We start from the raw sequence: 22,220 nt of genomic DNA on the forward strand, positions 1-22,220 counted from the left end.
TCTCCCAACCGGGCGTCGATGAGCGAGGACGCGACGGCGGCGCTGTCGGGGGTCGACGTGCCGGCGGTCAGGTCGGCCCTGATCGAGTGGTACGAGGACGACCACCGGTCGTTCCCCTGGCGACGGACCGAGGACCCCTACGAGATACTCGTCTCGGAGGTGATGAGCCAGCAGACCCAGCTGGACAGGGTGGTCGCGGCGTGGGAAGCGTTCCTCGACCGGTGGCCGACAGTGGCGGACCTGGCGGCGGCCGACCGCGCCGACGTGGTCGGGTTCTGGACCTCCCACAGCCTCGGGTACAACAACCGCGCGAAGTACCTCCACGAAGCGGCGAACCAGGTGGTCGGGGAGTACGACGGCGAGTTCCCGCGCGACCCCGACGAACTCTCCGAACTGATGGGCGTCGGTCCCTACACCGCCAACGCGGTGGCCTCCTTCGCGTTCAACAACGGCGACGCGGTGGTGGACACGAACGTCAAGCGCGTGCTCTACCGCGCCTTCGACGTGCCGGACGACGACACCGAGTTCGAGCATGCGGCCGCGGAACTGCTGCCCGAGGGAAAGTCTCGAGTCTGGAACAACGCGATCATGGAACTGGGTGGCGTGGCCTGCGAGAAGACGCCGTCCTGTGACGCCGCGGGCTGTCCCTGGCGACGGTGGTGTCACGCCTACGAGACGGGGGACTTCACGGCGCCGGACGTGCCGACCCAGCCCGAGTTCGAGGGCAGCAGACGGCAGATGCGCGGTCGGGTCGTCAACGCCCTGCGGGACGACCGCGAACTCGCGCTGGACGACCTGGGACCGAAGGTTCGCGTCGACTACGTGCCCGACGGCGAGTTCGGGCGGGAGTGGCTCCGCGGGCTGCTCGCGGATCTGGCCGACGACGGACTCGTCGAGATCGTCGACCGCGAGGACGGCGCGGTCGCGCGGCTCCGCAGGTAGGCCCCTCTCGTCAGGTTTCGGTGACGCCGACGACCCACCGCCACCGCTGTTCGAGGGTCCCGTCCAGGCCCGCCAGCAGCTCCCGGGCGGTCGCCACCCGCTCCTCGGGGGGCAACCGTGGATAGAGCCGGGCCGCCATCGCCGGGATGGCGTGGAACTGTCGGACGTCCTCGGCGGTCGTCGCGAACCGCCACGTCCCGGTCTGGACCGCGAACGAGTCCTCGAGCGCTCTCTCGACCGTGTTCGCGTCGGTCGGGGACCGTGACTCCCGCTCCAGTTCGTCGAACACGTCGCTCCCGTCCGCTCGCACCCAGCCCAGCGGTGCGACCGCGCCGACGACGCCGCCCGGCCGGAGCACGCGCGCGGCCTCGCTGGCCGCCGCTCCTGGGTCGGGCGTGAGAAAGAGCGAGGCGGTGAACGCCACGGCGTCGAACGACCCGTCGGCGAACGGGAGGTGGTCGAAGTCGCCCTGGACGCGCTCGCCGGTCGAGACCTCGCGGAGCATCTCGCGACTGAGGTCGAGCGCGACCGTCCGCCCCCAGTCGCCGAACACGCGCGTACTGACGCCAGTGCCAGCGCCGGCGTCGAGGATCCGCTCGACGTCGCCGGTCCGCGGCGCCATCTCGGCTCGCAACAGGCGAGCCAGGGCAGTGAACCGGCCGGTCCGGCGCTCGTAGTCGTCGTACGCGGTGACGCTCTCGTCGAAGTTCGTGCGGACGGCCTCCTTCATACCCCTGCGCAGGGCCAGCGCCGAGATAGTGGTTGCGTCAGTCCTCTCCCTGCCGTCCGCCGCTGACCGCCGCTTCCTGGGATTCGTTCCAGCCGCCGGCGTCGACGACCTCGAACAGCTTCCCCCAGTGTTCGGTCTCCTGGCTCTCGGGCAACTGGTCGCGGAGTTCCTGGAAGTCCGACTCGGGGACCTGCTCGCGCACGAAATCGACGATGACGCGGGCGTGATAGGCCGCATCGGCCCGGTCGCACCCCTCGATCTCGGCGACCCGGGCGACGAACTCGGACCAGTCGAACCGCTCTCCGTGGGTGTCGACCGCACCCGTGGGATACCACTTGATCTCGATCGGGAGCGACGCGGCGAGGTCTTCGGCGGCGTCGGCGGGGATGCGGCGTCCCAGCGTCGACAGCGTCGCCCGGATCGCGCGGACGGTCTGCCCGGTGCCCGGGAACTCGAGGCGGTGCTGGACGGTGCCGGTGAACTCGTCGAAGTTCATGGACTCCCGGACGGTCGCATCGGCAATAAAGCGCGGTCGTCGTTCGCACCGGACCGGCGCGAGCGCCCATCACGAGCGGATTGCGCCGAAGTGGACGCGCAGCGTTGCCCCCGGTAGGGTGGGGTTACTCCACTCGCCGCCAGCGCGCGTCGGCGTCGAGCGCCGCGCGGGCGCCGTCGAGGTCGAGTTTGGCGGCGCCGTAGAACCGTTCGCGACCGACCGGCGTCCGGACGCGGAGGAGGACGGTCTCGTCGGTTACGTCGAAGACCGCGAGCCGCCAGCCGCCGGCGGTGTCCGTCCAGCGGTGCGCGAGCGTGGCCGCCTCGTCGCTCACCGTTCGCGACCCGAGCGCCCAGCTCAGGCGAGTCGGACGCGGGACGTCGAACGGGATCGCCGACGGTAACTCGGCGGCCGCTGGCTCCTGGTTCCGAGAGCCACGGGTAGCCATACCACGGCTGGCGCAGAACAGCGATAAAAACGTACCTATCTCGAACCGACCGGGACGTACCGGACCGGCCCGGATCCGTGGGCTGCGTTTATTGCCGCGCCGCTCGACGGGTTCCCCATGTCGCGACCACACGTCGCTGCGATCTGTGGCAGCCTCCGCGAGGAGAGTCACACTCGCAAGGCGCTCGTCCACGCCCTGGAGTCGGCCGCCGAGACCGGGGGCGAGACCGAACTGCTCGACCTCCGGGAGTGGGACCTGCCGGTCTACGACGCCGACCGGGGCGAGGCCGGCGACGCCCCCGAGTTCACGGCGCGGGTGCGTGCGGCGGACGCCATCCTCCTCGGGACGCCGGTGTACCACGGCTCGTACGCCACGCCGCTGAAGAACGCGCTCGATTACTGCGGCTTCGACGAGTTCGAGAACAAGACGGTCGCGCTGCTGGCCGTCGCCGGCGGGGCCTTCCCGATCACAGCGCTCGACCACTTGCGTTCGGTCTGCCGGGCGCTGAACGCCTGGGTCGTCCCGCATCAGGCGGCGATTCCGCGCGCGAGCAGCGCCTTCGAGGGCGACGCAGAGGACTGGGAGTTCGTCGACGAGAGCGCGGCCCAGCGGGTGGCCGTGCTGGGCGAGCGCGCGGTCGAGTACGCGCGCATCGAACCGGACCCGCCGTGTCTGGAAGCCGCCGAGAACGTCGGCGCGGACGACTGAGCCGAACCCGCAACCGTCAAGCCCGGATGCGCCCAAGCCGGGGGCGTGACCCAGTGGGTCGAGAATCCGACCGGCGGGCGGGACCGTGGCCCAGTCGCGCTCGCGCGGGCGTGGGTGGAGGTCCTGATCCGCCCCCGCCGGTTCTTCCGGACGGGCGTCGCCCCCGGCGATCAGGCGCCGGGGCTGATCTTCGCCGCCGTCGTGGTCCTGATCGAGGAGGCGACGCGGCTCGTCCTCGTTCCGGGGGCCTATCCCGTTCTCGCCGGCCAGCCGGTGGCCTCGCGCGCGCTGGGCCTCGCGCTCGCGGTCGTGCTCGTCATGCCGGCGGCCCTGCACCTGACGGCGGCGCTGCAAACGCTCCTGCTGATGGCGACCGCACCGAACCGCGGCGGCGTCAGCGAGACGGTGCAGGTGCTCGCGTACGCGACGGCACCCTGCGTCTTCGCCGGCCCGGCGATTCCGGAACTCAGGGTGGCCTGCACCGCGTTCGGGGCCGGGCTGCTGGTCGTCGGCACCGCCGAGGTCCACGACCTCCCGATCTGGAAGGCGGTCCCCGTCGTCGCGGTGCCGGCGGCGCTCGTCTTCGGCTACGGCTTCCGGGGGTTCGCCGCAGCGGGGGCCCTGCTGGCAGAGGCCGGCGTCACCCTCGGGTTTTAGCCGGCCGGCGGCGTACCCCAGGTATGCTCAGCTTGCAACTCGACGAGTTCATGATCGAACTCAAAGAGGGGTCGATCAAGAACGTCGGGCCGGCGAACAAGGACGCCACGGCGAAGCTCTACGACGTCGACGCCGTCGACGTCCGTGAGTTCGGGGACAAGCGTGTGAAACTCGCCTTCGCCGACGACGAGGGAAACGAGGTCGAGGTCGCGCTGTTCCCCGACGCCGCTCGTGAAGTCGCGCGCGGGATCGAGATGCTCGAAGACGAGAGCGGCATCTTCGAGTAACGACCGGCTTTCGGGTCGCAGGAGGTCGGTCGCCGGCGATTCGGGATCGCGGTTCGGGGGCCGCGATAGGCGCCTCCCGTCGACCGCGATTCGACAACAGTTTTAGGCCGGGTGTATTTGCTTCCTCTAATGGGAAGCTGTATCATTTGCGGGACGTCTGTCGAGGGCCACATCTGCGAGACGCACCAGCAGGACGTGGTCTTCGAGTTCCGCGGTACGAACGCAGACCAGCTGACGCCGGGGCGGTTCTACCGAGGCACGGTCGACGGCTACGCCGAATTCGGCGTCTTCGTCGACATCGCCGACCGCGTGACCGGGCTCCTCCACCGGAGCGAACTCGACCAGCGACTCGAGAGCTTAGAGTGGGAGCCGGGCGACGCCGTCTACGTCCAGGTCAAGAACGTCCGCGACAACGGAAACATCGACCTCGGGTGGTCGATCCGCCAGTCCGAACGCGAGTTCCGCGGGACGCTGATCGACGACCCGAGCGAGGACTTCGCCCTGCTCAAAGAGAACGTCGAGAGCGACGATGACGACGACGACCAGGGACCGGTCCGCCACACCGTCGGCGACGTCTCGGACGACAGCGGTGGCCGCAGCCGGGACGCCGGCCAGACCGGTTCGCAGACCGACGAGGGCGACGCCGGTGCAGACACGGACTCCGACGCCGATTCCGGAGCCGACGCCAGCGCCGAGTCCACGACCCCGGACCGCGGTTCGACCGGGGGCTCGGGCGGCGGCGCGGTCGTCGAGACCGAGCCGCAGACGACCAACGAGGAGCAGGCCGCCGTCGAACTGACGCAGGTCGCCATCGAGACCCTGGAGGACCGCGTCGGCGACGACGTCCGCATCGAGGGCGAGATCGTCGACATCCGACAGACGAGCGGCCCGACGGTCTTCGAGTTGCGCGACGAGACGGCCGTCGTCGACTGCGCGGCCTTCGAGGAGGCCGGCGTCCGCGCCTACCCCGACGTCGAGGAGGGCGACCTCGTGCGACTCGACGGCGAGGTCCGGAAGCGACGCGGCGAACTGCAGGTCGAGACCGAGGCCCTCATCGTCCTCGAAGACGACGAGCGCGAGGCCGTCTCGACGCGGATGGCCGACGCGCTGACCGAGCAGGCCCGCCCGGAGGACGTCGAACCGCTGGCCGAGGACCCGGCAGTCGACGCCGTGATCGACGGCGTCCGCGAAGCCGCCACCGCCGTCCGACGCGCCGTCCTCGAGGACCGGCCGGTCGTCGTGCGCCACAACGCGACCGTCGACGGCTACGTCGGCGGCGTCGCGATCGAGCGCGCGACGCTCCCGCTGGTCACCGAGCAGCACGGCGCGGCCGACGCCGAGTACCACTACTTCGACCGCCGCCCAGTGGAGGACGGCGTCTACGACATGCAGGACGCCACCCAGGACGTGACCGGGATGCTCGACAACCGCGAACGCCACGACGAGAAACTCCCGCTGTTCGTCTTCGTCGCCGCCGGCGCCACCCGCGAGTCGTTGGACGGCTTCGACCTGCTGTCGGTGTACGACGCCGAGCGCGTCGTCGTCGACTCCGCCGACGCGGACCCGGAAGTCGGCGACGCCGTCGACACGCTGGTCTCCCCGTCGCTCACCGACGCGGACGGGTCGACCACCGCGAGCGCCATCGCCGCGACGATCGCCGCCCACGTCAACGGTGACGTGCGCGAGGAACTCGGCCACCTGCCCGCCGTGAGCTTCTGGGAGGACGCCCCCGCGTCCTACGTCGACCTGGCAGCCGAGACGGGCTACGACGAGGACGACACTCGCGAGATCCGCGAGGCCATCGCGCTGGAGGCCTACTACCAGTCCTACGAGGACAAGCGCGAACTGATCGCCGACCTCCTCTTCCCCGAGACCGACGAGGAGCGCGGGCTGGCCGGCCACGTCAGCGAGCAGTTCCGGACGAAACTCGACGCGGAGGTCGAGACGGCCGAGGCCAACACCGAGCGCCGCGAGGTCAACGGCAAAGACGTGCTCGTCCTCGACACGGACGCATTCGCCCACCGCTACGAGTTCCCGCCGACGAACCTGCTGCTCGACGAACTGTTCCGCCGGCACCGCGACGACGTGGACGTCGTCGTCGGACTGGCCAAGGACGAACTCTACCTGCGCAACTCGGGGCACCTGGACGTGCGCGCCGTCGCCGCGACGGCCGCCGAGGCGGCGCCGAACGCCGGGCTCCACGCCAAGAGTACGCGCGACGGCTGCCTCGAGTTCCTCTCGGGCGAGCGCGACGCGGTCCTCGACGCGGTCCTCGACGCGGTCGCCGACACGGCCTGAGGCAGTTCCGTCTTTTGGCTGTGCATAACCAAGCCCGTTCCCGCCTAGCCGATGGTCATGCGCCGAGAGTCGGCTCTGGGGTCGCTCGCCTGGGTGGTCTCCCGGCTACCCTGCTCCTCCGAGCGCGTGTCGCGACTGCTCGCGTCGGTCGGGCACGGGTCCGAGCCGGCGCCGGTGCGGAAGTCGGCGACGGCTGCCCACGTCCCCGTGGAACTGGGACGGCTGCCGCCCTTCGAGACGATCACCGTCGGCGAGTCCGGTGCGAGTGAACGCCGCGGCCGCTCGCACGGCATCACCGTCTGGAACGCGGGCCCGAAGCGCGAGCTGACGGTGTGCGTGGAGTCGGCCGGTCGGGGGCACCTGCTGACGACCGACGAGACGCTGCACCCGGACAGGCCACTCCGGCTGGAACTGGCGCCGGTCGACGAGTACACGGTCGCGGTGGGGACGGATCGCGCCCTCCTCTCCGAGTTCACCGTGGCGCCCGAGTGGTTCGACCGCGACGCGTCCGTGACCGACGTGGTGGTCGACGACGCGGGGACGGTGCGGTATCACACGCTCGCGGTGCGGGGCGACCCCGAGGCGTGAGCTCCGGGTCCGGAGACGACACCCTTATTCTCGCCACGCGACGACTAGCCTTCAGATAGCGGTATGAGCACGGAGACGTCCGACCCGACCGACACGGAGGCGTTCGAGCAGGTCTGTGAGGAGCTGGTGAGCCGCATCCTCGCGGGCGAACTCGAACGCGACGAGGTCGAGTCGGCCAAGCTCGAGGTCTGTTCGGAGTACTCCGCGCCGAAGGTCCCCAAGAACTCCGAGCTGCTGGATTACGCACCCCTCGAACGCCGGGAGGAACTGGAGGAGGTCCTCCGGCGCAAGCCAGTCCGGACCGCCTCGGGCGTCTCCCCCGTCGCGATCATGACCTCGCCCGAGCGGTGTCCCCACGGGAAGTGTCTCTACTGCCCCGGTGGGCCGGATTCGGAGTTCTCCAGCGCCCAGAGCTACACGGGCCACGAGCCGGCGGCCGCCCGCGGGAAGCAGAACGACTACGATCCCTACGGGCAGGTCACGCTCCGGCTCGAACAGTTGCGAGAGATCGGCCACCCGGTCGACAAGGTCGAACTCATCCTCATGGGCGGGACGATGACCGCACGGAGCCACGACTACCAGGAGTGGTTCGTCAAGCGCGCACTGGAGGCGATGAACGACTACGACGCCGACGCCCAGCCCGAACCCGCCGAGGGCGAGAGCTTCGCCGAGTCTCCCGAGGCGTACGAGTTCAGCTACCTCGAGGACGTCGTCGCCGAGAACGAGACCGGCGACGTGCGCAACATCGCGACGACCTTCGAGACCAAGCCCGACTGGTGTGACCCCGAACAGATCGACCGGATGCTCGACCTGGGCGGGACGAAGGTCGAGGTGGGCGTCCAGACCACCTTCGAGCGGATCAACCGCGAGATGCACCGCGGCCACGGCGTGCAGGACGCCATCGACGCCAACCGCCGCCTTCGCGACTCGGGGTTCAAGGTCGGCTTCCACATGATGCCGGGCCAGCCCGGGATGTCCAGGGAGATGTGTCTGGAGGACTTCCGCCGCATCTTCGAGGACGCCGAGTGGCGGCCGGACTTCCTCAAGATCTACCCCACCCTCATCGTCGAGGGGACGGCCACCTACGACATGTACCACCGCGGGGAGTTCGAGCCGCTGGGCAACGAGGACGCGGCCGAACTGGTCGCCGAGATCAAGTCGATGATCCCCGAGTACACGCGCCTCCAGCGCGTCCAGCGGGACATCCCCGCGGACTTCATCGAGGGCGGCGTCTGGAAGTCCAACCTCCGCCAGCTGGCCCGCCAGCGGATGGACGAGCACGGCTGGACCTGCGACTGCATCCGCTGTCGCGAGGTGGGGATGAACGACGAGGAACCCGAGCGCGTCGAGTTACAGGAGATGGAATACGAGGCCGGGGGCGGCACCGAGCACTTCCTCTCCTTCGAGGACCCCGACAAGGGCCTCCTGATCGGGTTCTGTCGGGTCCGGTTCCCGAACGACCCCGTGCGGCGGGAGTTGCAGGACGCCGCCGTCGTGCGCGAACTCCACGTCTACGGGAGTCAGGTGGGAGTGGGGAGCGAGCCGCGGAGCGGCTCGGAAAGCGCGAGCGGCGAGCAGCCGCGAGCGGGCGGCGGCGATCAGCACCAGCACCGCGGCTACGGCCGGCGACTGCTGGAGCGGGCCGAGGAACTGGCGGTCGAGAACGGGTTCGAGAAGCTCTCGGTGCTCTCCGGGATCGGCGTCCGGCAGTACTACCGGGAGAAGCTGGACTACTACCAGGACGGTCCCTACGTGTCGAAGCGGCTGTAGGTCGACAGCGGTTCTGGAACTTACGCGTCCGGATTCTCGGGCTGCCCGAGCGAGACGTAGCGGCTGCCGCGGATCACGTCCACGCCGATGAAGGTCAGGACGACGCCGCCGACGATGCCGGCCGCGAAGATGGTGTAGTCGGTCGGCGTCGCCGCGGGACCGAGGACGCGGTTCAGCAGGGTCAGCGGGAAGCCGATCCCGAGTGCGATGTCGGCCGCGCCGACGAGCTGGTGCCACGAGAACGTCCAGTCCCCGATCTCGACCGTGTCGCGGCGGGCGGCGGCGATGAACAGCAGGCCGCCGATCCCGAGCAACGTCGTGCCGACCGAGTCGTACGGCCCCGACGTCGTGTCGACGAGCAGCGACGGGAGCGTGGTCAGGAGCAGGACCACGCCTGCGAACAGGTAGATTCTGCGACGCATGGCGCCATCTCCCCACCCCAGGGCAAAGAAGCTCCCGACACCGAGCGGAACGGCGCTGGACGCTCCGGGACGAGGGGGTCGGTCGTCTCGACGGGGGGAACTTTGCCGCTCGCGCCCGACCGGGACGTATGGGCGAAGCCATCGCGATCGTCGGCGCCGGCGCCGCGGGCGCGGGCGTCGCGTACGCGCTCAGGGACGCTGACGCCTCTGTGACGGTCTTCGAGAAGAGCGGAGGCGTCTCCGGGCGGGCGGCCACGCGACGGGCCGAGGGGTGTCACTACGACTACGGGGCCAACTACGTCAAGGCCGACGACGACCGGGTGGCCGACCTGGTGACCGAGGAACTCGACGCGGACGGACTGGTCGACGTCACCGACCCGGTCTGGGTGTTCGACGGCGACGGGTCGGTCTCCGAGGGCCGCGACGCCGACGACCACAAGTGGACCTACGCCGAGGGGATCTCGCAACTGGGGACGCGAGTCTTCGACGCCACCGACGCCACGATCGAGACCGGCACTCGCGTGACCGAACCCGTCCGCGAGGGCGGCGGTTGGCGACTCTACGGCGCCGACGGTGAAGATCTGGGGCGGTTCGACGCCGTCGTGCTGACGCCGCCGGCGCCCCAGACGGCGGACCTGCTCGGGAACGCGAACTGGGAACACGAGCTCTGTCGCGAACTGCGCGAGGCGGTCGCCGTCGTCCCCTACCGGACGATCGTCTCGGCCGTCCTGCACTACCAGTTCGAGCTGGATCGGCCCTACTACGCCCTCGTGAACACCGACGACGACCACGACGTCGGCTGGGTCTCCCGCGAGGAGTGCAAGGCCGGCCACGTTCCCGACGGCGAGTGCCTGCTGATCGTCCAGATGAGCCCCGACTGGTCGGTGGCACACTACGACGACGAGGACGCGGCGCTCACCGCGGCCGCCGCCGAGCGCGTCGCGAGCCTCCTCGACGACGAGCGACTCGGCGATCCGGGCTGGACGGATCTGCAGCGCTGGCGGTACGCGCTTCCCGACGACGGGGTGGACACGGAGGCAGTCGAGCGCGCGACCGACCACGGGCTCTACGTCGCCGGCGACTGGGTCGCCGGCGAGGCGCGCGTCCACGCCGCCCTCCGCCAGGGCCTCGAGACGGGCGACTCGATCGCCGACCGATCGGGTGGCTGAGGTTTTCTTCGTACCCGGACGCGAACATCTCCGGAAATATGGCAGCTATCTTATTCCTGTGGTAGGTCTTTAAGTAGATGCCAAAAAACCGTGTACGTCAATGCGAGAGGAGATACGAAACGACGTTCGGTGGCGCCCACGCCGGGTCGCACAGGTGAACGCGATGGGCAGTGTTCGATCGACCGACACGACGCGGGGGCGTTCGACGTGATCGTCGGCGTTCCGACCGAGACGGCCGCGGACGAGCGCCGAGTGGCGCTCGTCCCGTCGGTGGCGGGCGAACTGGTCGACGCGGGCCACGAGGTCTGCGTCGCGGCCGGCGCCGGCGAGCGGGCGACCTTCGCGGACGAACAGTACGAGGCGGAGGGCTGCGAGATCGTCGAGGACCGCGAGGCCGTCTTCGAGCGAGCGGACGTGCTCTTCCAGGTCACCGGCCTCGGCGCGAACGACGCCGAGACGGACCCCTACACCGATGGGCAGATCGTCGTCGGCCTGCTCGGCCCCTACGACGTCGAGGACGACACGCTCGCGGATCTGGCAGACCGGGACGTCAGCGCCTTCGCGCTCGAACTGATGCCGCGGATCAGCCGCGCCCAGAGCATGGACGCGCTGTCCTCGCAGGCGAGTCTGGGCGGCTACCATGCGACGCTCCTGGCAGCGGAGGCCTTGCCCAAGATGTTCCCGATGGAGATGACCGCCGCGGGCACGATCAAGCCCGCAGAGGTGTTCGTCATCGGCGCGGGCGTCGCCGGGCTGAAGGCGATCGCGACCGCCGAACGCCTCGGCGCGTCGACCAAGGGCCACGACGTTCGCCTCGAGGTCAAACGCGAGGTCGAGAGCCTCGGCGCGGACTTCGTCGAACTCGAACTCCCAACCGAGGAATCGGGCGACGCGGAGGGCTACGCCGTCGAGATGGGCGAGGAGTTCTACGCCGAACAGCGCAAACAGATGGAGCGGGTCGTGCCGGAGTCGGACGTCCTGATCACGACGGCCGCGATCCCCGGCCGGCCGGCGCCCGAGATCGTCACGACCGAGATGATCGAGGAGATGGACGCGGGCTCGGTGGTCGTCGACCTGGCCGCCGAGACCGGCGGCAACTGCGAACCGACGGAGGCCGGCGAGACGGTCGAGGTCGACGGCGTCTCGGTTCACGGCCCGACGGATCTCCCCTCGCGGGTCGCTCACACCGCGAGCAGCCAGTACGCGAACAACCTGCAGAACTTCCTCGACAACCTCAGTGACGAGGACGGCGAGATCGACTTCGACTTCGAGGACGAGATCGTCGATTCGACGCTGCTCACACACGATGGCACGGTACGCAACCCACACCTCGACGACGAACCGGACGAGACGGACGAGGACGCCGACGGCGACGACGCGGCAGCCGCAGACGGTGACGGAGGTGACGCCGATGCGGAGTGAGCCGAAGACCGTGGCTCGGACGCCGCGTGCGGCGCGGGAGGTGGGCCGATGACGTTCGTCCAGAACCTGACGCTGTTCGTCCTCGCGGCCTTCGTCGGCTACGAGATCATCACGAAGATTCCGACGAACCTGCACACGCCGCTGATGTCCGGCGCCAACGCGATTTCGGGCATCACGCTGCTCGGGTCGATCGTCGTCGCCGGGTCCGGATCGACGGGGCTCGCGACGGGCCTGGGCTTCGTCGCGGTCGTCATGGCGACCATCAACGTCGTCGGCGGCTACCTGGTGAGTCACTCTATGTTGAAGCAGTTCAGCGGAGGGAGGAACTAGCATGGCCGGCATCATCTCGTCGTACCTGCCCGAAGCCGCGCTCCAGTTGGCCTACCTCGTCGCGGGGATCCTGTTCATCCAGGGGCTCCGGGACATGACCCATCCACGAACCGCCACGCGGGGGAACCAGATCTCCGCGGCAGGGATGTTCCTGGCCGTGCTGGTGACGGCGCTGTGGTTCGAGATTCTCTCGCCGTTACTGGTCGGCGCGGCCCTGCTCATCGGCGGGGCGGTCGGCGTCTGGCTGGCCGTCACCGTCGAGACGACGGAGATGCCCCAGCTGGTCGGTCTGTTCAACGGGTTCGGTGGCGGCGCCTCGGCGCTGGTCGCCGGCGCGGAACTGATCGACCAGTTCAACGGGTTAGCCGTCGGCGCGCTGCCGATCGGCCTGACGGCCTCGGCGGCGATCGCCGGGATCATCGGCTCCGTGACGTTCTGGGGGAGCCTCGTCGCCGGTGGGAAACTGCACGGCGTCGTCGGCGACTCGCCGGTCAGTACGAACGTGGGCCACGCGCTCAAGGCGTCGTCTCTCGGGATCGCCCTCGTGGCCGGTCTCTTCCTGATCGTCCAGCCCGACCTGCTGGGGGCCGCCCCGCTCGCTGGCTGGATCCCGTCCTACTGGGTGCTGGTCGTGGCCGCCTCGTTGCTGGGGATCTTCCTCGTCGTCCCCATCGGGGGCGCAGACATGCCCGTGGTCATCGCGCTGTTGAACTCCTACTCGGGGCTCGCAGCCGCGACGACCGGGTTCGTGCTGAACAACACCGTCCTCATCATCGCCGGGACGCTCGTCGGCGCCTCGGGGATGATCCTGACGGTCATCATGTGCGAGTCGATGAACCGCTCGCTCACCAACGTCTTCTTCGGCGGTCTGGGGAGCGACGACGGTGACAGCGAGGACATGGAGGAGATCTACGAGGGGCAGATCCAGGAGACCTCGGGCGACGAGGTCGTCATGCTCTTGGAGACGGCCCGGCGCGTCGTGGTCGTCCCGGGCTACGGGATGGCGGTCGCCCAGGCCCAGCACGCCGTCGCGGAACTCGTCGAACTCCTGGACGAGGACGGCGTCGACGTGGAATTCGGCATCCACCCGGTCGCCGGCCGGATGCCCGGCCACATGAACGCGCTGCTGGCCGAGGCGGACGTGCCCTACGAGAAGATGCGCGAACTGGAAGAGGTCAACCCGACCTTCTCCCAGACCGACGTGGTGATCGTCACCGGAGCGAACGACGTCGTGAACCCGAAGGCCAACGAGGACGACGGCAGCCCCATCTCGGGGATGCCCGTGCTCAACGTCGAGGAAGCGGGCCAGGTGATCGTCAACAAGCGGAGCCTGAGCCCCGGGTTCTCCGGGATTCCGAACCCGCTGTTCGCCCGGGACAACACGAGCATGCTCTACGGCGACGCCAAGGCCTCGATGCAGGACCTGGTCAACAAGTACAAGGAAGCGCGGTCCTGACCGGCCCGGGTACCCCATCTTCGTAACGCGACCGCCGGGGTAACCAGGGCCAACCGATTCAAGTGGCCGACCCCTACTTCCGGGCATGGCTATCGAAGCGTCGTTTACGATCGATGCCGAAAACTTCCCGCTGAGCGTCATCTTCGAGCAACTCGCCGACGCCACGATCGAACTGGATCGCGTGGTGCCCACGGCCAGGTCGATCGTCCCGTACTTCTGGATCTACGCCGACGACACGGACAAGCTCACGACCGACCTCAGCGAGGACATCGGCGTCGAGAGCGTGACGGTCATCGACAGCGTCGAGGGGCAGATGTTCGTCCGCGTCGACTGGAACCTGGACTACGAGAGCGTCCTCACCGCCATCGTCGACACCGACGTCACGCTGCTCTCCGGGCGCGGGAACGACGAGCAGTGGACCTTCGAGGTCCGCGTGGCGAAGCAGGAGGAACTGTCGGCGTTCCAGACCTACTGCCGGGAGCGGGACATCCCGATCGAACTCAGGCAGTTGCACGCGCTGTCGTCGATCAAGTCCGACCGGGAGTACGACCTGACCGACGGGCAACGCCAGGCGCTGGAACTGGCGTACGCCCGGGGCTACTTCGACTCGCCGCGGGACGCGACCCAGGACGACCTCGCCGACGAGATGGGAATCACGCGGCAGGCCGTCTCCTCGCGGTTACAGCGCGGGATGCGCCGGCTGGTCGCCAGCACGCTGATCACCGATACCGCCTGACTCCCGGAACCACTTAAAAAGGAGTTGCGGGTGCAAAAGTCACCTTCTCCCCCGCAGATGCCGTCTGATCTGCTATGTCATCATCCTGTGCTCCCGGTCCGAAAGTCGACCTGATCGATTCGATGGGGCCCGTCGAATACGACGCCGAGAAGAACTGCTTCACTGCGTCCTACCGCGCGAGTCGGGACTCGACCAGCCTCGCAGTGGTGTCGATCGTAGCGACGGCGCAGGGGAACGACCCCGTCGACATGCCGCCGCTCGGGTCCGTGATCGATACGACGGCACTGGAGGAACTGTTCGCCACGGCACCCGACGGCCGATCCCGTATCGGGGACGTCTCCTTCCAGTACGCGGGCTTCGACGTGCGCGTGTACAGCGACGGCCGCATCGAAGCAGCCCGGACGGGGACGGGCGTCGACGTGTCGTGATGGGGGACGATCCGACGCTCGATTCCGAGGCGGAACTGCAGGCCGAACTGACCGATCTCTTCAGGCGGGCCCACGAGGAGGGCGTCGACGTGCTGGGCGGGTGGGAGTGTTCGAACGGCTCCGAGGACCCGCACTGGGACGTGATCGTCACCGAAGTGCAGCGGTCCGACGAGGACTGATCGGCAACGGTTGGGGTGGCCGGACGGGCTCCTGTCACGGTCCGAGTATGCCTGACGTATAGGGAGCTGTAGTGCGAACGTGACGGTGATGTCCGACGCCGAACCGACTCGCTGGGAGTACGAGGTGCTCCGCCCGCCGCGCGACGAGAACCGGAAGGAGGCCGAGGATCCGTCCACGGAGTTGAACGACCTCGGGGCCAAGGGCTGGGAGCTCGCTGAGACCGTCGACTACGAGGGCGGCGGCACGAAGTACCTGGTCTTCAAACGCCCGGCCGAGGGGAGCGAGCCGTGAGCGACGACACGGATATCGGCACGGCCGACACGATGCGCGAGCGCGCCGGCGAGAGCCACCTGAAGCTCTGGCTCCTGCTCCGGGCCAACAGGCTGGTCGTCGCCGGCGTCCTGACGGCCGTCGTCTTCGTCTGCTTCGTGGTCGCCGTCACCGTCCTCCCACCGTCCTTCGCCGCACAGGTGGCCGCGGGCGACATGATCGACACGCTGTTCTCGACGATGATCACCGTGATCGTGACCGGCACGACGCTGGTGGTCACCATCGGCCAGCTGGTTATCTCGCAGGAGGAGGGGCCGCTCGGCGATCAGCGCCAGCGCATGAGCGGCTCGATGGACGCCCGTGATTTCACGGAAGAGCTGATCGGGTCGCCAAGCCCCACCGACCCGGCGGCGTTCCTGAGCCAGCTCATCGGCGTCGCCGCCAAGGAGGCTCGGTCCCTGCGGGACGCCGTCGAGGGGACCGCAGACGAGGAGATCCGGGAGGAGGTGACGACCTTCGCGAACAGCGTCGTGGGGAACGCGGAGACCGTCCGCGACCAGCTCGAGGGCGCCCAGTTCGGCTCGTTCGACGTGGTGTTCGCCGCGCTGAACTTCAACTACGGCTGGAAGATCTTCCAGGTCGAGCGCATCGCGAACGACCACGCCGAGCAACTCGGCGAGCGGGAACACGAGATCCTGGCCGAGTTGAAGACGGCGCTATCGATGTTCGCCCCGGCCCGGGAACACATCAAGACGCTGTACTTCCAGTGGGCGCTGATCAACCTCTCGCAGATGATCCTGTACGCCGCGGTCCCGGCGCTGATCATCTCGGGGATAATGGTCGGCGTGGTCGACGTGGCGACGTTCCCGGGGCGCACGCTCGGCGTCGACGACATCACCTTGGTGGTCGGGGGCGCCTTCGCGGTGACGCTGCTGCCCTTCATGCTGTTCGTCTCGTACGTGCTCCGGATCCTGACCGTCGCCAAACGGACGCTGGCCATCGAGCCGCTGATCCTACGAGAATCCCAACGGTAGGCCAGTGACGTGGTCCGAACGACACCCTCTTTGCACGCCCGGCGGACCGGTGATCATGGACCGCAAGCGGGAGCTGACGAGCGTCGACCTCGCGGCGCTCTGTGGCGAACTGGGGGCCTACGAGGGCGCGAAGGTCGACAAGGTCTACCTCTACGACGACGGGCTGGTCCGGTTCCGGATGCGCGACTTCGACCGGGGCCGGGTCGAGTTGCTCGTCGACATCGGGGAGACCAAACACCTCCGCGTCGCCGACGCCGAGAACGTCCCCGACGCGCCGGGGCGACCGCCCAACTTCGCGATGATGCTGCGCAACCGACTCTCTGGGGCCGACCTCGTCGGGGTCGAGCAGTACGGATTCGACCGCATCGTCACCCTGGAGTTCGAGCGCGGCGACGAGGACACGACCGTCGTCGCGGAACTCTTCGGGGACGGGAACATCGCCGTCCTGGACGAGACGGGCAAGGTCGTGGACTGTCTGGACACAGTCCGGCTCAAGTCCCGCACCGTCGCCCCGGGATCGCCCTACGAGTTCCCCTCCTCGCGATTCAATCCCCTCGAGGCCGAGTACGAGGCCTTCGCCGAGCAGATGGCCGACTCCGATACGGACGTCGTGCGGACGCTGGCGACGCAACTGGACTTCGGCGGTTTCTGGGGCGAGGAACTCTGCACCCGCGCCGGCGTCGAGAAGACCATGGACATCGCCGAGGCCGGCGACGAGGAGTTCGAGGCCCTCTTCGCGGTGATCGAGGACCTCCGCGAGCGGCTGGCGGCGGCCGACCTCGACCCACAGGTCTACTACGAGGGGAGCGAGGACGGCGAGGCAGATGATGGTGAGGACGAGAACGAGGAGAGCGACGCGGACCGCGGCCTCCGCGTCGACGCGACGCCGATGCCGATGGCCGAGTACGAGGACCGCCCGAGCGACGCCTTCGAGACGTTCACCGAGGCGCTGGACGACTACTTCACCCACTGGGAGGCCGAACCGGATGTCGGGCCCGAGGACGGCGGGGGGCGCGATCGCCCGGACTTCGAGAGCGAGATCGAGAAGCAGAAACGGATCATCGAGCAACAGCAGGGGGCCATCGAGGATTTCGAAGCCGAGGCCGAAGCCGAACGCGAGAAGGCCGAACTGCTGTACGCCGAGTACGATCTGGTCGACGAGATCCTCTCGACGGTGCGGGCGGCCCGCGAGGACGACGTCTCCTGGGACGCCATCGAGGCGAAGTTCGAGGAGGGCGCCGATCGCGGGATCGAGGCCGCCGAAGCGGTTCGGGGCGTCGACGGCAGCGAGGGCACGGTCACGATCGAACTCGGCGACCACCGGATCGACGTGGACGCGAGCATGGGCGTCGAGAAGAACGCCGACCACCGCTACACCGAGGCCAAGCGAATCGAGGAGAAAAAGGAGGGCGCCCAGGCGGCCATCGAGAACACCCGCGAGGAACTCGAGGCAGTCAAAGAGCGCCGAGATCGGTGGGACGCCGAAGACGAGGCCGAGGGGAGCGGCGGCGCGTCCGACGCCGACGGCGACGCCGACGAGGAAGCGGAGACGGTCGACTGGCTCGCCCGGTCGTCGATCCCGATCCGCTCCTCCGAGCAGTGGTACGAGGAGTACCGCTGGTTCCACACGAGCGACGACTTCCTCGTCATCGGCGGGCGCAACGCCGACCAGAACGAGGAACTGGTCAAGAAGTACATGGACGGGGGAGACAAGTTCTTCCACGCCCAGGCCCACGGCGGTCCGGTGACGATCCTCAAGGCGACGGGACCGAGCGAATCGGCCAGGGACGTCGACTTCCCCGACTCGACGCTGCAGGAGGCCGCACAGTTCGCGCTCTCGTACTCCTCGGTCTGGAAGGAGGGCAAATACGCCGACGACGTCTACATGGTCGACCCCGACCAGGTGTCGAAGACGCCCGAGAGCGGCGAGTACCTGGAGAAGGGCGGGTTCGCGGTCCGGGGGGACCGCACGTACTTCGAGGACGTGGCGGCGAGCGTGGCGGTCGGGATCAAGTGCGAACCCGACACCCGGGTGATCGGCGGGCCGCCGTCGGCGATCGAACCGCGCGTCGCGACCAGCATCGAACTCGAACCCGGCCGGTACGCCCAGAACGACGCGGCCAAGATGTGCTACCGGAAGTTCAAGGAGCGCTTCGCCGACGATTCCTTCGTGCGAAAGGTCGCCAGCGCGGACCTGATCCAGGAGTTCCTGCCGCCCGGCGGATCCCGGATCGTCGAGGAGTGACTCGCGACGACCGCCTTCGTCTCCGGCTACTCAGTGCTTGTGCGTGAACAGCAGCGGATTGCCGTCGTGGGTACCGGTACAGAGGTCCATCGCGAAGTCGAGCTCGAGCGAGTTGAAATCCTCCTTGCAGACGATCAGGTTGTCGAAGGGCTCCTCGCAGGCCGGACAGGCCAGGCCCACCGTGTTCTGGTAGATGTTGACCGAGTCGCTCTCCGTGCGGGGCGTCAGCGACGAGATGAGTTCGTCGTAACCGTCCATACAGGAGCAGGTGACCCTGCGGGTATAAATCACACGCCGCCGGCCCCCGCCGGCCCGCGCGAGCGAACGTGTTAAATCGCACTTGGACTAACGAAAGCGCCATGGAACGAGGACGGCGGGTGAGCCACCCGTGCGCCTGATGCTCGTCGCGGGAACGACCCGGACCGCGGAGATCGAGGGGATCAGCGCCGCGGGTGCAGATCCCGATCTGCTGGTCCACACGCCGAGCGCGGACGCCGAGATCGTGGCCTACGGCGAACCCGTCAGGGCGCCGGTCGTGCCGGTGAGCCCGAGCGGCTGTCCGACGCCGGCCGTGATGACTCGCGCCGTGACGGAACTGCTGAACCTGGACGTGACGACGGTCGACGGGGGACTCGCCCAGCCGACCGGCGCGCCGACGGTCACCGTGGGCGCGCGACCGGGCGAGGATATACGCGAGCAGGATCCGGTGTCGACGGCGCCGGGCGCGCTCGCGGCGGCCCGGGAGTTCGGACGAGCGATCCCGGACGACGAGGTGTACCTGGCCGAGACGATTCCCGGTGGGACGACCACGGCGCTCGGCGTCCTCCGCGCCCTCGGTGAGGAGGCCACGGTGTCGTCGTCCCTGCCGGAGAACCCCCTCGCGTTGAAACGCGACGTCGTCGCGGAGGGGCTGGACGCCAGTTCGCTGGAACCGGGCGACGCCGCCGGGGAACCGGCCGTCGCCGTCCGGCGCATGGGCGACCCAGTGCTGGCGACGATCACCGGCCTGCTCCTCGGACTGGTAGAGGGAGACACCGCAGTGACGCTCGCCGGTGGGACTCAGCTTCTGACCGCCGCGGCGCTGGCCCGCCACGCCGGCGTTGAGACGCCGCTGTCGCTCGCCACCACCTCGTTCGTCGCCGAGGACGAGGGCGTCGACCTCCGCGCGGCGGCCCGGGAACTCGACGTCGACCTGACCGTCACCGACCCCGGCTTCGAGGCCCGCGACCACCCGGCGATGGACGCCTACGTCGCCGGCGAGGCAAAGGAGGGCGTCGGGATGGGCGGCGCGCTCGCGCTGGCAGACGCCGCCGGCGTCCCGATGGCCGACGTGCGCGACCGGATCGCGACCGTCTACGACCGACTGCTCGACGACGCCGAACCGGAGGGTGCCCAGCCGTGAGAGGGCTCGTCCTCGGCGGGACCAGTTCCGGCGTCGGCAAGACCGTGGCGACGCTCGCCCTGCTCCGGGCCTTCGCTGACGCCGGCCACTCGGTTCAACCGGCGAAGGCCGGGCCGGACTTCATCGACCCGAGCCACCACGCCGTGGTCGCGGACCGCCCCTCCCGGACGCTGGACGCCTGGATGCAGGGCGAGGACGGCCTCCGGCGCAACTATCACCGCGGCGAGGGCGACGTGTGCGTCGTCGAGGGCGTCATGGGCCTGTACGACGGCGACGGCTCCAGCACCGCGATGGTCGCCGAAGCCCTCGACCTGCCGGTCGTCCTCGTCGTCGACGCGAAGGCGGGGATGGAGAGCGTCGCCGCCACGGCGCTCGGCTTCAGGCAGTACGCCGACCGGATCGGTCGGGAGATCGATGTGGCCGGCGTGATCGCCCAGCGCGCCCACGGCGGTCGGCACGCCGAGGGGATCCGCGAGGCGCTCCCCGACGAACTGACCTACTTCGGGCGAATTCCGCCCACTCCCGATCTGGAGATCCCCGACCGTCACCTCGGCCTGGAGATGGGCGCGGAGTCGCCCGTCGACGACGAGACGCTCGCGGCCGCCGCCGAGCACCTCCGGGTCGAGGCGCTGCTGGACGCCGCGCGGGAGCCGCCGGAAGCCGCCGACCGCCGGGCAGACGACCGTTCCCCCACGGCGGCTCGGGTGGCGGTCGCCGACGACGCGGCCTTCTGCTTTCGCTATCCCGCGACGATCGAACGACTCCGGGCCCGCGCCGAGGTGGTGACGTTCGCGCCGACGGCGGGCGACGACCTGCCCGACTGCGACGGCGTCTACCTCCCCGGTGGCTACCCCGAACTCCACGTCGAGGCGCTGGCCGACGGTCCGGCCCTGGATACGATCGGGGAGCTAGCGAGCGAGGGACTCCCAGTCCTCGGGGAGTGCGGCGGCCTGATGGCGCTGGCCGAGTCGCTGACGACGGCCGATGGCGAGACGGGAGAGATGGCGGGCGTCCTCCCGGCGGAAGTCGAGATGCGCGACCGGTACCAGGCGCTCGATCACGTGGCGTTGCGCGCGACCGACGGGACGCTCACGGCCGACGTAGGCGAATGCCTTCGAGGGCACGAGTTCCACTACAGCCAAGCCACGGTCGGTCGGGACGCCCGATTCGCCTTCGAGGTGGAACGGGGCGACGGCATCGACGGGGAACGGGACGGGCTGACGGAGTACAATACGCTTGGCACCTACGCGCACGTCCACGCCGAGAGCGGCGCGTTCGATCGGTTCGTGGACCGGCTGCGGGAGCGGTCCTCTGTCTGAACCGACCATTTAACCGACATCCGCTCCCGTGCCACCGTGTGCGCACTCGAATACGCAACGGACGGTCGCGAGGGGGGCACCGGTGACGGTTCTCGATCAGTTCCGCGTCGACGGCGACGTCGCACTCGTCACGGGGGCCGCGAGCGGGATCGGGGCGGCCTACGCCGAGGCGATGGCCGAAGCCGGTGCCGACGTCGCCCTCGCGGACATAGACGAATCCGGGCTCGCAGACACCGCCGCGGACCTCCGGGCCGCGACGGACGCGACGGTCCTGCCGATCGAGGCCGACGTGACGGAAGAGGCCGACTGTGAACGAATGGTCGAGCGGACCGTCGACGAACTCGGCGGCCTCGACGCCTGTTTCGCGAACGCCGGCATCTCGGGGCTGGGCAACAAACTCACGAACGTCTCGCTCGAAGACTGGCGGGAGATCAACGGCGTGAACCTCGACGGCGTGTTCCTGACGACCAAAGCGGCGGGTACAGTCATGGAGGAGCAAGGGCACGGCCGACTGGTCGTCACCGCGTCGATGCTCAGCTTCGTCGCCGAACCCGCGATCGGCATCGGGCCCTACGTGGCCTCGAAGGGCGGGGCCAAGCAACTCACGAAACAGCTGGCCGCCGAACTCGCCCCCGCGGTGCGGGTCAACGCCGTCTGTCCGGGCTACGTCCGAACCAGTATCGGTCACGGGCTGTTGAGCGAGACGGCCGCCGAATCCCCGGCCGTCGAAGACCTTCACGACCAAATCGAGGACCGGACGCCGCTCGGTCGATTCGCCCAACCGGCCGAACTCAAGGGGATCGCGCTCTATCTCGCCTCGGAGGCCTCGTCGTACTGTACCGGATCGACCTTCGTCGTCGACGGCGGCTGGACCGCGATCTGA

25 protein-coding genes are annotated in these 22,220 nt (G+C 69.1%); 20 read left to right on the forward strand and 5 right to left on the reverse strand.

The genetic code is table 11. From position 1 onward, the window contains the following. Positions 1 to 18 precede the first annotated feature (18 nt). On the forward strand, positions 19 to 942 hold the full coding sequence (locus tag U5918_RS16665) for an HhH-GPD family protein (RefSeq protein ID WP_336002833.1): 924 nt from the start codon (positions 19 to 21) through the stop codon (positions 940 to 942). A gap of 10 nt (positions 943 to 952) precedes the next feature. Here U5918_RS16665 and U5918_RS16670 read toward each other — a convergent pair whose 3' ends face one another. From U5918_RS16670 to U5918_RS16680, 3 genes are all read right to left on the reverse strand, one after another. Further along, a complete protein-coding gene (locus tag U5918_RS16670; protein ID WP_336002835.1) occupies positions 953 to 1,672 on the reverse strand; it encodes a class I SAM-dependent methyltransferase in 720 nt (239 codons plus the stop codon). A gap of 37 nt (positions 1,673 to 1,709) precedes the next feature. Continuing rightward, a complete protein-coding gene (locus U5918_RS16675; RefSeq protein WP_336002837.1) occupies positions 1,710 to 2,168 on the reverse strand; it encodes a DUF2267 domain-containing protein in 459 nt (152 codons plus the stop codon). Positions 2,169 to 2,292: 124 nt separating this feature from the next. Then, positions 2,293 to 2,616, reverse strand: coding sequence for a hypothetical protein (locus U5918_RS16680; protein ID WP_336002839.1), 324 nt, complete (start codon positions 2,614 to 2,616; stop codon positions 2,293 to 2,295). Positions 2,617 to 2,733: 117 nt separating this feature from the next. Between U5918_RS16680 and U5918_RS16685 the strand changes: the two genes are divergently transcribed. The 6 genes from U5918_RS16685 to U5918_RS16710 all read left to right on the forward strand — a co-directional run bounded on the left by U5918_RS16685 (position 2,734) and on the right by U5918_RS16710 (position 8,924). Next, complete coding sequence (locus U5918_RS16685; RefSeq protein ID WP_336002841.1) at positions 2,734 to 3,324, forward strand: NADPH-dependent FMN reductase; 591 nt, start codon at positions 2,734 to 2,736, stop codon at positions 3,322 to 3,324. A gap of 45 nt (positions 3,325 to 3,369) precedes the next feature. Next, positions 3,370 to 3,981: a YIP1 family protein gene (locus U5918_RS16690; protein ID WP_336002843.1), complete on the forward strand. Its 612-nt coding sequence runs from the start codon at positions 3,370 to 3,372 to the stop codon at positions 3,979 to 3,981. A gap of 23 nt (positions 3,982 to 4,004) precedes the next feature. Continuing rightward, positions 4,005 to 4,268 (forward strand): hypothetical protein, encoded by a 264-nt coding sequence (locus U5918_RS16695; protein WP_336002845.1) that lies wholly within the window; start codon positions 4,005 to 4,007, stop codon positions 4,266 to 4,268. A 129-nt stretch (positions 4,269 to 4,397) separates the two neighbouring features. Beyond that, the gene (locus U5918_RS16700) at positions 4,398 to 6,566 is read left to right on the forward strand and encodes a DHH family phosphoesterase (protein WP_336002847.1); all 2,169 of its coding nucleotides are present in this window, start codon (positions 4,398 to 4,400) and stop codon (positions 6,564 to 6,566) included. Between the two features lie 57 nt (positions 6,567 to 6,623). After that, complete coding sequence (locus U5918_RS16705) at positions 6,624 to 7,154, forward strand: hypothetical protein (RefSeq protein ID WP_336002849.1); 531 nt, start codon at positions 6,624 to 6,626, stop codon at positions 7,152 to 7,154. Positions 7,155 to 7,217: 63 nt separating this feature from the next. Further along, a complete protein-coding gene (locus U5918_RS16710) occupies positions 7,218 to 8,924 on the forward strand; it encodes a tRNA uridine(34) 5-carboxymethylaminomethyl modification radical SAM/GNAT enzyme Elp3 (protein ID WP_336002851.1) in 1,707 nt (568 codons plus the stop codon). Positions 8,925 to 8,944: 20 nt separating this feature from the next. On the opposite strand, the gene U5918_RS16715 is transcribed toward U5918_RS16710, so the two are convergent. After that, positions 8,945 to 9,346 carry a DUF7994 family protein gene (locus U5918_RS16715; protein WP_336002853.1) on the reverse strand — a complete coding sequence of 134 codons (402 nt, stop codon included), beginning with the start codon at positions 9,344 to 9,346 and terminating at the stop codon, positions 8,945 to 8,947. Between the two features lie 128 nt (positions 9,347 to 9,474). On the opposite strand from U5918_RS16715, the gene U5918_RS16720 reads away from it, so the two are divergent. The 10 genes from U5918_RS16720 to rqcH all read left to right on the forward strand — a co-directional run bounded on the left by U5918_RS16720 (position 9,475) and on the right by rqcH (position 18,616). After that, positions 9,475 to 10,515 (forward strand): NAD(P)/FAD-dependent oxidoreductase, encoded by a 1,041-nt coding sequence (locus tag U5918_RS16720; protein WP_336002855.1) that lies wholly within the window; start codon positions 9,475 to 9,477, stop codon positions 10,513 to 10,515. 129 nt (positions 10,516 to 10,644) lie between these two features. Beyond that, on the forward strand, positions 10,645 to 11,937 hold the full coding sequence (locus U5918_RS16725) for a Re/Si-specific NAD(P)(+) transhydrogenase subunit alpha (protein WP_336002857.1): 1,293 nt from the start codon (positions 10,645 to 10,647) through the stop codon (positions 11,935 to 11,937). Between the two features lie 48 nt (positions 11,938 to 11,985). Further along, positions 11,986 to 12,267 (forward strand): NAD(P) transhydrogenase subunit alpha part 2, encoded by a 282-nt coding sequence (locus U5918_RS16730; RefSeq protein WP_336002858.1) that lies wholly within the window; start codon positions 11,986 to 11,988, stop codon positions 12,265 to 12,267. Position 12,268: 1 nt separating this feature from the next. Then, on the forward strand, positions 12,269 to 13,723 hold the full coding sequence (locus U5918_RS16735; protein WP_336002859.1) for an NAD(P)(+) transhydrogenase (Re/Si-specific) subunit beta: 1,455 nt from the start codon (positions 12,269 to 12,271) through the stop codon (positions 13,721 to 13,723). Between the two features lie 85 nt (positions 13,724 to 13,808). Then, entirely contained in the window at positions 13,809 to 14,459 is a 651-nt protein-coding gene (locus U5918_RS16740; RefSeq protein ID WP_336002861.1) for a helix-turn-helix domain-containing protein, read from the forward strand. A gap of 74 nt (positions 14,460 to 14,533) precedes the next feature. Continuing rightward, complete coding sequence (locus tag U5918_RS16745; protein ID WP_336002863.1) at positions 14,534 to 14,887, forward strand: HalOD1 output domain-containing protein; 354 nt, start codon at positions 14,534 to 14,536, stop codon at positions 14,885 to 14,887. Next, entirely contained in the window at positions 14,887 to 15,066 is a 180-nt protein-coding gene (locus U5918_RS16750) for a hypothetical protein (protein WP_336002865.1), read from the forward strand. Before U5918_RS16745 ends, U5918_RS16750 begins: the two co-directional genes overlap by 1 nt. An 88-nt stretch (positions 15,067 to 15,154) precedes the next feature. Beyond that, on the forward strand, positions 15,155 to 15,358 hold the full coding sequence (locus U5918_RS16755; protein WP_336002867.1) for a DUF4177 domain-containing protein: 204 nt from the start codon (positions 15,155 to 15,157) through the stop codon (positions 15,356 to 15,358). Continuing rightward, positions 15,355 to 16,371 carry a DUF7972 family membrane protein gene (locus U5918_RS16760; protein WP_336002869.1) on the forward strand — a complete coding sequence of 339 codons (1,017 nt, stop codon included), beginning with the start codon at positions 15,355 to 15,357 and terminating at the stop codon, positions 16,369 to 16,371. The genes U5918_RS16755 and U5918_RS16760 overlap by 4 nt, the downstream gene beginning before the upstream one ends. A gap of 55 nt (positions 16,372 to 16,426) precedes the next feature. Further along, positions 16,427 to 18,616: a ribosome rescue protein RqcH gene (rqcH, locus tag U5918_RS16765; protein WP_336002872.1), complete on the forward strand. Its 2,190-nt coding sequence runs from the start codon at positions 16,427 to 16,429 to the stop codon at positions 18,614 to 18,616. 30 nt (positions 18,617 to 18,646) lie between these two features. Here rqcH and U5918_RS16770 read toward each other — a convergent pair whose 3' ends face one another. Continuing rightward, on the reverse strand, positions 18,647 to 18,874 hold the full coding sequence (locus U5918_RS16770; RefSeq protein ID WP_336002874.1) for a DUF7385 family protein: 228 nt from the start codon (positions 18,872 to 18,874) through the stop codon (positions 18,647 to 18,649). Positions 18,875 to 19,013: 139 nt separating this feature from the next. Between U5918_RS16770 and U5918_RS16775 the strand changes: the two genes are divergently transcribed. The 3 genes from U5918_RS16775 (at position 19,014) to U5918_RS16785 (ending at position 22,220) form a co-directional block, all read left to right on the forward strand. Next, positions 19,014 to 20,018: a nicotinate-nucleotide--dimethylbenzimidazole phosphoribosyltransferase gene (locus U5918_RS16775; RefSeq protein WP_336002875.1), complete on the forward strand. Its 1,005-nt coding sequence runs from the start codon at positions 19,014 to 19,016 to the stop codon at positions 20,016 to 20,018. Next, the gene (locus U5918_RS16780) at positions 20,015 to 21,337 is read left to right on the forward strand and encodes a cobyrinic acid a,c-diamide synthase (protein WP_336002877.1); all 1,323 of its coding nucleotides are present in this window, start codon (positions 20,015 to 20,017) and stop codon (positions 21,335 to 21,337) included. Before U5918_RS16775 ends, U5918_RS16780 begins: the two co-directional genes overlap by 4 nt. An 82-nt stretch (positions 21,338 to 21,419) precedes the next feature. Beyond that, positions 21,420 to 22,220, forward strand: a complete 801-nt coding sequence (locus U5918_RS16785) for an SDR family NAD(P)-dependent oxidoreductase (RefSeq protein WP_336002880.1) — start codon at positions 21,420 to 21,422, stop codon at positions 22,218 to 22,220.

Origin of the sequence: Halorientalis sp. LT38 (assembly GCF_037031225.1) — an archaeon.
In the GTDB taxonomy this organism is placed as follows: domain Archaea; phylum Halobacteriota; class Halobacteria; order Halobacteriales; family Haloarculaceae; genus Halorientalis; species Halorientalis halophila.